The following is a 12,667-nucleotide window of genomic DNA, read 5'->3' as shown; positions in this document are numbered from 1 at the left end:
CTATTAGTTTGTTGTTATATTCACTTTTTGGACCGCTAGACTTAGAACTGTATGATATAGAATATTTGCTCCGTCTCTGCAGTCTTCTTTTGAACTCCATTCTGCTGGGTCATGACTAATTCCATTCTTGGAACGGATGAAGATCATCCCCATTGGACATAGGTCCATTAATTGCATCCCGTCATGACCTGCGCCGCTTGGAAGATAATTACTTTCTAAGCCTAATGTATCAAAGGCGTCTTTTGCTGCATTCTTTACGATATTAGAACATGGAGCCGGTGCAACCCGCTGTAGATCTTCAATCGTTAACTTAACACCTTGATTCCTACAAATTTGCTCGGCCTGTACTCTAATCTTTGCCTCTACCTCATCGCGAACGACTTCACTAATATCACGAAGATCTAAAGAGAATTCAACCCGACCTGGAATAATGTTGATTCCACCTGGCTGCACCTGAACTTGTCCAACAGTGCCAACGGTGGTTCCAGTCTTTGCCGCTTCTTCCTCAATCACGAGCATAATTCTTGCTGCAGTTGTCAATGCATCATGTCTGATCGACATCGGTGTGGCTCCTGCATGACCAACTTCCCCTTCTAAAATAAACTTAAGCCATAATGGACCAGCTAATCCTGAAACAATCCCGGCTGAGAGATTTTGTCCTTCAAGTACTTTCCCTTGTTCAATGTGAAGTTCGACATACGCCTTCACTTCTTCAGGCTTGCGGGCTGCTTTACCGATCGCTTCCGGCTCGAGACCATTTGCGACGAATGCATCAGCAATTGAGATCCCCTGTTTATCTTTATTAAGTAATTCTTCTTGTGTAAGTGTCCCAGCGATCCCCCTGCTGCCAATCATTCCAAAACTGAATCTTGCCCCTTCTTCATCGGTAAAAGCAATGACTTCAATTGGATGTTCTGTCTCAATCCCTTGCTCATTCATGACTTGAAGGGCTTCAACAGCCGATAGAACACCAAGCGGTCCATCAAAATTCCCGCCATTAAATACTGAATCGATATGTGAACCTGTTAATACCACTGGCGCGTCAGGGTTTACCCCTTCCTTCCTGCCTATTAGGTTTCCAACTTCATCCTCACGTACTTGCAAACCAGCTTCTCTCATAAATGCAGCTACAAGATCTTTAGCTGCTCGTTCTTCTGGAGTGAAAGACAAACGAGTGACACCATCAGATTCGGTTTTTCCAATTTCACTGAGAAGTTGCAAACGACCCCATAATCTCTCTTCGTTAATCACTGCTTCCATCCTTTCTGCCACATTCCTACTTGTTTAACGCTTTAATAGAATGGCGTGTATTATTAATGTATTTATAATTATAGAACTTATCAGAATATTTGTTATGTTATTTTTCACAAAATTCTTAACAAACAATTTGTGTAAAAACACAAATAAATAACAAATACCATCCTAACTCCTTATAATTCCTAACAAAAACCACACATTTTATTATAGAGTTTGTTACAATAAACAAAAGATATTAAATTTTTCATATTATTCTAAGATCATTAAATTGTGAGGTGCATGATGAAAGAAACACTTAGCCATCGTCAGTTGCAATCATTAATCCATGTTTCCAATGTGTTAAATTCATCACTAGATATTGATACGATTATTGATTCCATTATGGTTCAAACAGTGTCAGTTATCGATGCAGCGCACGGGGGGGTTCTATTCCTATATGACCCTGGTCAAGATCTGCTCATTCCAAAGTCAGACAGCAACTTTACATCTGAAATTACAAGGGTAAGGTTGAAACCAGGTGAATCGATGACAGGCTTAGCTTTTTCCGCGCAAAAATGCTTAATATTTCACAACCGGACAGAAGTTGAAAAGGCAACTGCCACATTATCGGAGAGGAATCATGCACTCATGGATCAATCGATTCCCACGCTGCCTTATTCAACCATTTGTGCTCCAATCTTATCAAAAGGAGCATGTATTGGTGTGATTACGCTTGACTCCTTTGATTCGTCGCTTCACTTTATTCCAGAAGATATACACCTTCTAACAGCGATTGCCCATCAAGCAGCTGTAGCACTTGAGAAAGCAAACCTTTATAGTGAGCAAGAAAAAGCCGTAAGACAGTTGGAAGATTTAAATAATACGATTTCAAAACAAAACGAGATGTTATCCCGCTCCGTTGATATCCATAATCGATTAGCTGCACTTGTATTGCATGGCGAAGGTCTCGATTCAATAATCACCTATCTGCACGATACATCCGGGAACACGGTCTTATTATTTGATGACCTTGGTGAGTTGATCTCTTCCGCTTTTAAAAGCAAACTGACCGACGATGAATTATATGCCATTCGAGATTTAGCACAGGACTCGATTCGAACACCTGGTAACGTCCGTTCATTGCTTGAAACAAACATAGATAAGGAAAGGCATTGTATTACCATTCTTCCCATTGGAGCAAAGCCGACTCTTTTTGGTTCACTTATTATCGTTTCCCCTGAAAAGATGCGTGATGTAGAAATTGCTGCCTTAGAGCATGCTTGTACGGTCATCTCACTTGAATTAGTAAAGGAGCAAGCTATTTTTGAGGCACAGGAAACAATCAATGGAGAACTCATTGATGTTCTATTTTCCGGTAAAATGGATGGCAACATCCTTCAAAAAGTAAAACAGCTGGATTTCGACCCATTAGGGGATTATTTAGCTGTGATGATTCGACTTGATGAAATGGACAATACTCCTAAAAAGAACAGTATCATCCGCCATCTTGTCCAAATGGCCAACCGGGTATTTTTAAAAAATCCGTTAAAAGGAATGGCCGTACGGAATCACGATCAAATTGTTGTTTTGCTAACTTTTCAACAAAAAGCTCCCTCCGCCTATACACATCAGCGCGTGAAGGAACTTGTTTCAAAATTTCAGCAGGAAATCCAGATAAAAAATTGGGGAACAACGGTTTCTATCGGGATCGGCAGAATCCATTCCAGTTTATTAAAGGTTACGAAATCCATGCAGGAAGCAGCGAAATGCTTACAATTCCTACAAAGCTTTGGAGGAAGAAATCAGGTCATCAGTTATAAGGAACTTGGGGTTCAACGACTTCTCCTCCAAAATACTGAGGAGGAACTCATCGATTTTATTATCGAAGTGCTAGGACCGCTATTTGAATACGATCAATCTCGAAAAGGAGAACTCCTCCCTTCGTTATTCGCCTATCTTGAACACAATCAAAATGCGAAGGAAGCAGCAGAATCCATCCATGTTCATACTAACACTCTGATGTATCGCTTAAAACGGATTGAAGAGATTCTTTCTACTGATTTATCTGATAGTCAACAATTTTTAAATATTCATCTCGCCGTCAGTCTCTATCCTTTTTTAAAAGATAAGCTGACACAACAGGTGTAATATTGATATCAAATAACTAGGCGCCCCTATTTTTTTAGGGGCGCCTTTCACTACTCTTTAACTAATTTTTCTTTCTGAACTTTGCATAGGGTTCTCTAGTTTAGTCCAATCTATAGTATTTTCTAGGACAATCGCTAGCAAAATTCCTACGAGTAAGCCGCTAGATAGCAGTGGTTGAACCAACATTGGCAGCGAGGAAAACATTTCAGACGGAATATTCATGATGGCAATTCCCAGCAGCACTGGAGCCGCAATACGATAGATCGTTCGCTGGTTAAAAAGAATGCCATTCAGATTGGTAAGTGCACCGCTGAAAAGTTGTAAATAAGCGACAAATAATACTGCATCGCCTACACTAATTGGTAATGATGAAAACAGGTTGCTTAATGCAGGGACCAAGCCAAGGACAATAAACAAAGCTCCACCAATGATGATAGGTGCCCGCTCAAATATAAGAGTAGACTGTAAAAATCCAAGCGAAGAAATATATGGCGCATATGGAACCATCCCAAACAGCCCCGAAACAATCGAATTTATCCCGGTTAGCACAAATGAGCGTCGGTATTGGTTATCTGTTGTTGAAGTCTTTAAGAAGGGCTCAACCCCTCTTATCGACGCCATGGTATTCGTTGTATTAACTAAACCAGTGATCACCGTCATAATAATGAGACCCAAGCTAAAACTAGGTTTCCCCCAAGGAAATAAATGAAAAAATTCCGTAGACGTACTCACATTCTCAGTTGTTGTTGGGAAAAATAAAGCGTGAATCACCCACCCTGTTACAATCCCAATGAGGATGGAAAAGTTCCGAATCACACCAGGCCCCTTCAAATTAATCCAGACAACAAGGATGATTAACAGGATTGATAATCCTGCGGTTGGAATATCAATCTGTTCGCCATTACCTAAGCCAAGCATTCCTTTGGTAAAAATGACAATCAGTTGGCTAGCAAGGAGAAAAAGGACCGTACTCATCACAACGGGTGTGAATAAACGCTTTAATATTGTTCCCATCCCTAACACACCAAGGATCATAACTAGAACTCCTGAACCAATAATCCCGAGCGCAAGTCCACCTCCTAATTCTTCCAAACTAATGCCAGCGGAAGAAGCCGATGCACAAAGACTTAAGATGGCCCCCCACCACAAGCCTGATTGCCCCTCCATCAAGGGATACTTATGCCCAAACAATGCTTGCAAGATACAGGCTGTCCCTGTATAAATAAATGCTCTTTGCATCGAACTTGCTACTTCCCCTGCTGATAAATTAAAGGCATCTCCAATCGTTAACGGGATGACCACAGTATTTGCAAACATGAAAAATAACCATTGTAGACCGGCCATGAACATGGTGGTCGAGTACATTCGGCTCAACTGCACATTCCTCCTTTTTATATTACTTCCTTAAACCACCGTAATAATAATTCCTAAAATAGTAATCACACATGCCGTTAGCTTCGCAGGAGTGATACGCTCCTTAAAATAATACCACGCCAAGAATACAGCAAATAATGGTGAAGTGAAAGCCAAGGAGACAACCAGTGTTCCATCAGCAAACTTTAAGGCTGTAAACAGGCAGACCCATTGGATGATGACGGTGAGTCCTCGTAAACTTAGATGTTTATGCAGGCTCGGAAACCATACTTTTGGACGATAAATCAGATAAGTAATCAAAGCAATCCCACAAGCCCGGTAAAAATAAAGTGTCACTGGATTAACCCAGCCATGAACAAGTAATTGCTGAGAAGGGACCATACTCACACCAAAAACAATCGCTGAAGCAATCCCTAATAAATTCCCTGGTTTCCGAAGCTCAAGAAATGGGGTCAGCGGGTTGCGGCCTTTTAAATTTAAGAAATAGACGCCCACCATAATAAACAAAACAGACACGAGCACAAATGGATGGAAACCATACAGAATAGAGTTTGGTATAAACGTGAACAATGGAGTTAAAGCCATGTAAACTGAAAGGACAGATACCTCGATTTTGTTCATTGCTTTAAAGAAAAGCAAATTTCCGAGCATATCCAGCAGGACAACCAAAATTAATAACGAAATCGAGATCGCGTTTGCTTTGAATAAATAAAGCCATGGCAATGTTAAACCAAGAAACACACCAATGTAGGCAAATGAAGTAACAATGAAACTATTATTATCCTTCATTTCTCCAACAATCTTCTTGGCATAAAGCGCATTTAGTGCATTAAAAAAAGAACTGATTAATGACAAAAACAGCATGCGAATTTTCCTTCCTCTTGTTGAATTTTAAGATAATTTCGGTTTTCTAAATATTTAATAGATTACAACAAAAGATTGTCGAAGGAAAGAAGGAATTTATTTGTCTAGTCTACTAACTGAAAAAACCGTCCATGGAAATCTCCATGAACGGTCTATTTTACTATTCACCTTTAGTAAAAATATCAGTTAAAACTGGTACAATTTGCTTTTTACGAGAAACAACACCTTTTAATGTAGCCGTGTTATCCGCTAGTGTTACATTATAGGCTTTTTCAACGGCAGTTGTTTTACTTCCTAACGCTAAACCAACTGAATCATTTGTTAAAATATCTGTTACCACGAACAAGAATAAGTCTAAGTTCTTTTCTTCGATAATGGTAGTGATCGCTGCTTCTAATTCCTCTTGGCGAGCAAGAACATCGGCAGTATCAACGACATTCACTTGAGCAATTTCTACTTTACTTGAACCCATTTCAAATCCTTTTGCGTCTAGACTTAAGAGTTCAGAAATGGATTTATCGCGAACATCTGCCCCAGCTTTGAGCATTTCAAGTCCATAAGTATCAGCGTCTACTCCAGCAATTTCAGCTAACTCGCGTGCTGCTGCCACATCCTCTGGCGTACAAGTTGGAGACTTAAATAATAAAGAGTCAGAAATAATCGCAGAAAGCATCAAACCTGCAATTGGTTTACTGATTTCTTTATTGTTTTCTTTATACATTTTATTTAAGATCGTTGCAGTACAGCCTACAGGCTCGCAGCGGTAATACAATGGATCGCTCGTTTCGAAGTTCGCAATACGGTGGTGGTCAATAACTTCTAGGACACGAACATCCGCGATATCATTGGCACTTTGCTGGCGCTCGTTGTGATCGACTAAAATAACTGAATTCACTTCACTAGCTACCGCTTCAACCAAACGTGGAACCTCTGCATTGAATTGGTTAAGCGCAAATTGTGTTTCCCCGTTAATTTGTCCTAAACGGACAGGTTCAACATCCATCCCTAATTGTTTTTTTAAGTCTGCATAGGCAATCGCAGAACAAATTGTATCGGTGTCAGGATTTTTGTGACCGAAAATAAGTACTTTTTCCATTTGTATTTCTCCTAGTCCTATTATTTTATGTAGGTCAAGCCCAATCGACCTGAGATTGGCCCTAACGAAAATTATATAATAATATGATTAAGGATTCAAAAAATTTTTATTGATTCATTTTTTTGACCATTTGGACTTGCTCTGTTGTTTTTACAAAGCCTAAATCTTGCAATATTAAAATGACAGGATTAGATAATGACGCATTTATGATCATGAAATTAATGGGATTCTTATTTTCTCTTGTGATCGTACTAAATATTGACTTAATCGATTCCTCTTTCAACTCAGCGAATATTTCAAGCTGATAGAGCACTACCTTCTCCAACTGCCCTTCTTGATTCCAAACCCTTTTGAATAAAGAGTAGCCTATTGGATTCTGATTCTCGTCATAATAAATCTGCGCTTCCCCTGACTTAACACTCTGCCACTGACATTGCCAAGGAAGATTTTCTTTGTAAAAATGGTAAGTTTGGAGCTGTTCGGGCCGAATCGATTCGTGTGAAATCGTTTCGGCCTTCAAGTCTACTGTACCACTAGTATAAACAAGGGAATCAGTAATCTCATAGCCAAATCGTTGATATAATCGAATCGCCCTTTCGTTTTCCTTTATGGCTTCAAGTGTGGCAACTTTGACTTCCTCTTTTGCATACACGTTTAAGGCTGCCTCCATTAACAACTTGGAAACACCCTTCCCCCGGTATTCAGTAGCAATTCCTGTTCCCCCATTCCAGGCTGTTTTTTGTCCGTCGACGACGCGAAAACCATTTAAAACAATCGCTACTGGTTTTTTTTCGTCAAAAGCTACCAATGAATGTTCTAACGATAAGCCTTCATTAACAAACCGGTTAAAGAATAATTCAGGTGTCATTTCTAATTGCACAAAATAGCCTTCAAACCCTCGATTCCAAGCCGTTATTGTATCTTGGATGGTACATTCTGTAAGTCTTTTAATTGTGATATTCATACAGTCGTTCAATTTTCTAGTATCCTCCACTGATTTCACTCCCATTGGTATGGTTAATTACTATGTAAAATATTTTAAATTGTCATTGAAAAACCATTATGATTTACAACACATCCATAATGGTTTTTACTGTTATCCTATTTTACTGTCAACGGAACCACCTTTTGTCCAATTGCTGCAATTAATTCTTTTGACATAGGAAAGCTCAATGCGGCTGGATCCTTCATGACAGCTGGAATCGCAAGTCGTAGCGCCTCTTCGGTGATATTGAATTGCTTGAAATCTGCCGGTAATCCTACCTTATACTGAAGTAATTTAATTTTTCCAATCACTTTGGCTAATGCTGTTTGTGGGGTGTCCCCCTTTACGTCTACATTCAAGGCCTGGGCTAGTTCAGCTGCCTTAGAAAGATATAAATCAGGAACCAGCTCCATGACCACCGATAAAAAGACGGCATTTGCGAGTCCATGCGGTATCCGGAATAAGGCCCCATAGGCGTGTGCCATATTATGGACAGGAATTGCGTTTAAGGCAAAACTAAAAGCGGTAATCCCCATCAAGCTTGCTTGTAATAAATCCATTCGGGCATCAAGGTTCGAACCATCTGCAACGGCAATAGGCAGATTTTTTTCAATCAGGCGAATGGCGTGGAGAGCATAGGCGTCAGTTAGGCCCGTTGCTGTTGGCGATGCGAGGGCCTCAATGGCATGTGTTAAGGCATCAAATCCTGTAAATGCTGTAATCATTGGTGGAAGTCCGACGGTTAAATCCGGATCCAAGATCGCCATATCGGCATTAATAAATGGATTGATGATATTCGTTTTCATTTGGATATCTTCATTAAAAATAACGGCAATCGGTGAAACTTCTGATCCGGTACCCGCTGTTGTCGGGATAGCTATATGTGGAATTGGCATGTAGTTGGCTTTTGGAAAGGACTCATACAATAAGCCGCCTGGAATCGCCTCTTTTATATCTGTCAATCCTTTGTGGAGAGCGTATTTTACCCCTTTTACAGTATCAAGAACACTGCCCCCGCCAACGGCTAGTAGGGAATCCGCTCCGATTTCTCGTGCGTAGCGGACGGCTTCATTGATACATTGGCTTTCGGCATCCTGCTTAATATCTAAAAATTGCCCCACCAATTCAGGTCCAGAGCCATGACCTGTCAGCGTAAAAATTTCGGCTACTTTTTCAACAATGCCTGCTGCCTCTAAGCCTCTGTCACTTAAGAGAAGTATGCGTTTAGCGCCCAGGCCTGCAAAAAGACTTGGGACCATCGCTCTTGAATTTGAACCGCTATATATTCCCGTACGTAACATAAACTGTGATAAGGTTGTTTTCAAATTCATCATCACCTCTTCATTAGTTTTGTCCAAACAGAATTCCATACCAATTACGTCGCTCTAACTCCGGTGACATTGATGTGTATACATGCTTTACTTGGGTATAGGCATCGAGTGATTGCTGTCCCATTTCACGGCCAATTCCGCTTTGTTTGTACCCGCCAAACGGGGCATCACTACGGAGCATATGCCAATCATTTATCCAGACGACACCCGCTTGCAATTTTCTAGCGACTGCGTACGCTTTATTAACATCGCGTGTCCAGACTCCTGCGGCTAAACCATAAATGGTGTCATTCGCCATTCGAATCGCATCATCCAGGTCAGAATAGCGAATCACACAGAGGACTGGTCCGAAAATTTCTTCTTGGGCAATTTTCATATCATTGGTGACATTCGTAAAAATCGTTGGTTCGATAAAATGACCTTCTTCACAGCCAGCTACCTTTATTTCCTTGCCTCCACAAAGAAGGGTAGCCCCTTCTTGTTTACCTGTTTCAATATAAGAAAGGATCATTTCCTTTTGCTTTTTTGAGATTACTGGGCCAACATCGGTGGCAGCATCAAGTGGATTGCCGAGTTTTAATCTCCTAGTGAGGGAGACTAACCCTGCAACGACTTGGTCATAAAGCTTATCCGGGACAAAAAGCCGTGTCCCTGATTCACAAAGCTGTCCGGAATGGAGAAATACTCCAAACAGACTTCCAGGCAGAGCAATATTAAGATCGGCATCATCTAGAAGGATATTTGGTGATTTACCACCTAACTCCAATGTGGTTTTCTTAATTGTGCCAGCTGCAAGTCCCATAATACGTCTGCCAACCTCTGTCGAACCAGTAAAGGCCACTTTATCAACCTTTGGATGGTTAACTAAGGATTCACCGATTTCCGCACCCGGACCTGAAACCACATTGATTACACCTGGAGGGAGCACGGCTGAAATAATTTCTGCTAGTTTAAGAGTCGATAGAGGTGTATAGCTGGCAGGCTTGATGACAATTGTATTCCCCATCGCTAGTGCGGGAGCAATCTTCCAGGTCGCAATCACCATCGGAAGGTTCCATGGAGTGATGGCAGCACATACTCCGATTGGCTCACGCCAAATAAAATTGTGGGCAGGTCCCGGGAATGGCGGAACAGGAAGTGTTTCTGAGAATGGGTAGTCTACCGTATAGTTGGCTAATGTTTGGAACAAGTCTACCATTTGCAGAACATCACTATTGCCAATTCGGCGTACCGTTCCGCCAGAACTTATTGCTTCCAGGTATGCCAGTTCTTCGGCATGTTCAGCAATTTTATAGGAAATAGCATAAAGTACTTTGGACCGGTCTTTTGGCTTCATGTTTCTCCAGTCACCTTGGTCAAACGCCACGCGTGCTGCATTTACAGCGAGGTCTACATCTTCCTTCGTCCCTTTCGCCACCCTTGCAACTAGTTCATCATTTGCCGGGTTAAACACATCAAACGTTTCATGACTGCTTGCAGGTACCCATTTTCCGTTAATAAAGTGGGGAAATGTTTGGACATCTACCTTTACCGTCATCGTAATTCCTCCTATTTCGCCTTAAAGTACTCCCAACTAACTTCTGAAAATCTATAAATCTCCTTAAAGCAAACCTCGATTGCTAGCTGTTAATATGGTTCTTTTTTCCACCTAATTTCTCCTCTTTTTTTCCTTTACGGTTTGATGACAATTTCTATGTATTTAGCTAGCAGCTCTATTCTATCGGCGAATTTCTTGACTCTATCAGCGAATTTCTCTATTCTATCGGCGAATTCTCCGGTTATATCAGCGAATTGCTAAAAAATACTAGACTATCCCCGTTCACTGGGGAATTCCCTCAATTTAATGAGCGAATTTTCCTGCACGCAGTATTATGAGAGAATCCTCCACTTCAATGAGTGAATCCTTTACATCGCATGTGCGCCCCCATCGACCACCAGGACATCACCTGTTACAAAATCGGATGCTGGTGCAGCTAGGAATAGGGCAACACCTTTAAGATCATTTTCAGAACCAAACTTTCTTAATGGTGTACCTTCAAGAATTGCCTCTCCCCCATGATCAAGCAACCCCTTAGACATTTTCGTCGGGAAAAATCCTGGGGCGATCGCATTTACATAAATACCACTTGGCCCCCATTTAACTGCCAAATCCTTCGTAAAAGTAATCACTGCCCCTTTGCTAGAGTTATAGCCAATGGCATTCATATATTTGGGATTACTGCCCTTTAAACCCGCTACTGATGCAATATTAATTATTTTTCCGGATTTTTGTTGAAGCATGACCTTACCAACCGCTTGAGACATTAAGAAAGTACCTGTAACATTAATATCCATTACCTTTTTCCATGCTTCGAGCGGCATTTCTTCGACCGGTGCACCCCAGGTTGCACCACTATTGTTAACGAGAATATCAATTCGCCCAAATCGCTCTACTGTTTTGTCGACGACATTCTTAATATCCTCTGGATTTGTGACATCACATTTTAAAGCCAAACTCTCTACACCCACTCTTTTTAACCCTTCACTAATTTCCACACAAGCTTCCAATTTTCTTGAACAAACCACTACATTTGCGCCAGCTTCAGCAAAGCCTTCAGCGATCTTCTGTCCCAATCCTCTTCCTCCGCCAGTAACAATAGCTACTTTTCCTGTTAAATCAAATAACGCTTTCACATTCATCCATCGTTCCCCCTATTCCGTTTCATTAGATAACAATAAACCCAGCACCCAAAAGAGATCTCTTGGTGCTGGGTCAGAATTCATTCATGCTTCATATTGTTGATACAAAACTTTCCCTTTTAACACTTCATTCCCATGTTGATTCACAGCCTGCACCGTAAAGCTCAGGATTCTATCCTGCTTTTCTTTCAATGTTGCCTTTAACGTGATTACGTCATTTAATAATACCATCCCTTTGAAGCGAATAGAGTAATCCTTCATAAAGCCTTCATCATAATACGCAGTAAAAAGCTTGGCAAGATTCCCCATCGTCCACATTCCGTGAGCAATGATTCCTGGTAATCCGGCCTTTTTTGCCTCATCATCAATGGTATGGATTGGGTTAAAGTCTCCAGATGCACCTGAATATTTAATAAGGTCCATCCTTGAAACAGGCTCCAGTTGAATTTCTTTAAGAGACTCTCCGACCTGTAACTGTGTGAGTGTACTCATTTAACCAACACCTTCCTCACAGCTTCTGATATGACCACCGTAGAGGTTGAACTAAATATTAATCCACCTTCTGTATCCTCCCCAAAGCTTTCAAGAATCAGAAATCCCATTTCTCCGAAGTTCCCTTTTTTCTCAAAATAATTCTTCACTCTGGAATAGCAAAAGATCTCCTCACCAACCCTTAGGGGACGTTCATAGTGAAAGGTTTGTTCACCATGGATTAAGCCTTCATTTGGCAGGTTTAATCCTGCAATGTCACCATAATCAAATGTCATTGGAAAGGTTGGCGGGGCAATATTGGTTTGATATCTAGACTTTCTTCCCGTTTCCTCATCAAAATAAATTGGATGGAGGTCCCCAATTGCTTTTGCAAATCTCTTAACAGCTCCTCTTTCAACGACATTTTTAACCTTGTTCGATTGTTTACCTATCTGTTCTTTAAACAATTCACCCTCACCTCAT

At 40.9% G+C, this 12,667-nt stretch carries 11 protein-coding genes; 1 reads left to right on the top strand and 10 read right to left on the bottom strand.

Features of this window, described 5'->3' with window-relative positions; all coding sequences use genetic code 11:
* Positions 1 to 3 precede the first annotated feature (3 nt).
* Positions 4 to 1,251 carry a Zn-dependent hydrolase gene (locus ACE198_RS12830; protein WP_251460789.1) on the bottom strand — a complete coding sequence of 416 codons (1,248 nt, stop codon included), beginning with the start codon at positions 1,249 to 1,251 and terminating at the stop codon, positions 4 to 6.
* A gap of 288 nt (positions 1,252 to 1,539) precedes the next feature.
* On the opposite strand from ACE198_RS12830, the gene ACE198_RS12825 reads away from it, so the two are divergent.
* A complete protein-coding gene (locus ACE198_RS12825) occupies positions 1,540 to 3,384 on the top strand; it encodes a helix-turn-helix domain-containing protein (RefSeq protein WP_375375787.1) in 1,845 nt (614 codons plus the stop codon).
* A 57-nt stretch (positions 3,385 to 3,441) separates the two neighbouring features.
* Here ACE198_RS12825 and ACE198_RS12820 read toward each other — a convergent pair whose 3' ends face one another.
* From ACE198_RS12820 to ACE198_RS12780, 9 genes are all read right to left on the bottom strand, one after another.
* A complete protein-coding gene (locus ACE198_RS12820; RefSeq protein ID WP_375375798.1) occupies positions 3,442 to 4,749 on the bottom strand; it encodes a uracil/xanthine transporter in 1,308 nt (435 codons plus the stop codon).
* A 39-nt stretch (positions 4,750 to 4,788) separates the two neighbouring features.
* Entirely contained in the window at positions 4,789 to 5,622 is an 834-nt protein-coding gene (locus tag ACE198_RS12815; RefSeq protein WP_098575347.1) for a DMT family transporter, read from the bottom strand.
* Between the two features lie 160 nt (positions 5,623 to 5,782).
* Complete coding sequence (locus ACE198_RS12810; protein WP_251460734.1) at positions 5,783 to 6,718, bottom strand: manganese-dependent inorganic pyrophosphatase; 936 nt, start codon at positions 6,716 to 6,718, stop codon at positions 5,783 to 5,785.
* Positions 6,719 to 6,824: 106 nt separating this feature from the next.
* On the bottom strand, positions 6,825 to 7,712 hold the full coding sequence (locus ACE198_RS12805; RefSeq protein WP_375375786.1) for a GNAT family N-acetyltransferase: 888 nt from the start codon (positions 7,710 to 7,712) through the stop codon (positions 6,825 to 6,827).
* Positions 7,713 to 7,819: 107 nt separating this feature from the next.
* A complete protein-coding gene (locus ACE198_RS12800; RefSeq protein WP_375375785.1) occupies positions 7,820 to 9,034 on the bottom strand; it encodes an iron-containing alcohol dehydrogenase in 1,215 nt (404 codons plus the stop codon).
* Positions 9,035 to 9,047: 13 nt separating this feature from the next.
* The gene (locus ACE198_RS12795; RefSeq protein ID WP_375375784.1) at positions 9,048 to 10,571 is read right to left on the bottom strand and encodes an aldehyde dehydrogenase family protein; all 1,524 of its coding nucleotides are present in this window, start codon (positions 10,569 to 10,571) and stop codon (positions 9,048 to 9,050) included.
* Positions 10,572 to 10,939: 368 nt separating this feature from the next.
* Positions 10,940 to 11,713: an SDR family oxidoreductase gene (locus ACE198_RS12790; protein ID WP_098575343.1), complete on the bottom strand. Its 774-nt coding sequence runs from the start codon at positions 11,711 to 11,713 to the stop codon at positions 10,940 to 10,942.
* 84 nt (positions 11,714 to 11,797) lie between these two features.
* Entirely contained in the window at positions 11,798 to 12,205 is a 408-nt protein-coding gene (locus ACE198_RS12785) for a MaoC family dehydratase (protein ID WP_375375783.1), read from the bottom strand.
* Entirely contained in the window at positions 12,202 to 12,651 is a 450-nt protein-coding gene (locus ACE198_RS12780; RefSeq protein WP_375375782.1) for a MaoC family dehydratase N-terminal domain-containing protein, read from the bottom strand. Before ACE198_RS12780 ends, ACE198_RS12785 begins: the two co-directional genes overlap by 4 nt.
* Between the last annotated feature and the right edge of the window lie 16 nt (positions 12,652 to 12,667).

The sequence above is a fragment of the Neobacillus sp. KR4-4 genome, from assembly GCF_042136325.1.
GTDB lineage: Bacteria > Bacillota > Bacilli > Bacillales > Cytobacillaceae > Neobacillus.
The sequence above is the reverse complement of the archived record's forward strand: the minus strand, read 5'-3'. Positions and strand labels throughout refer to the sequence as shown.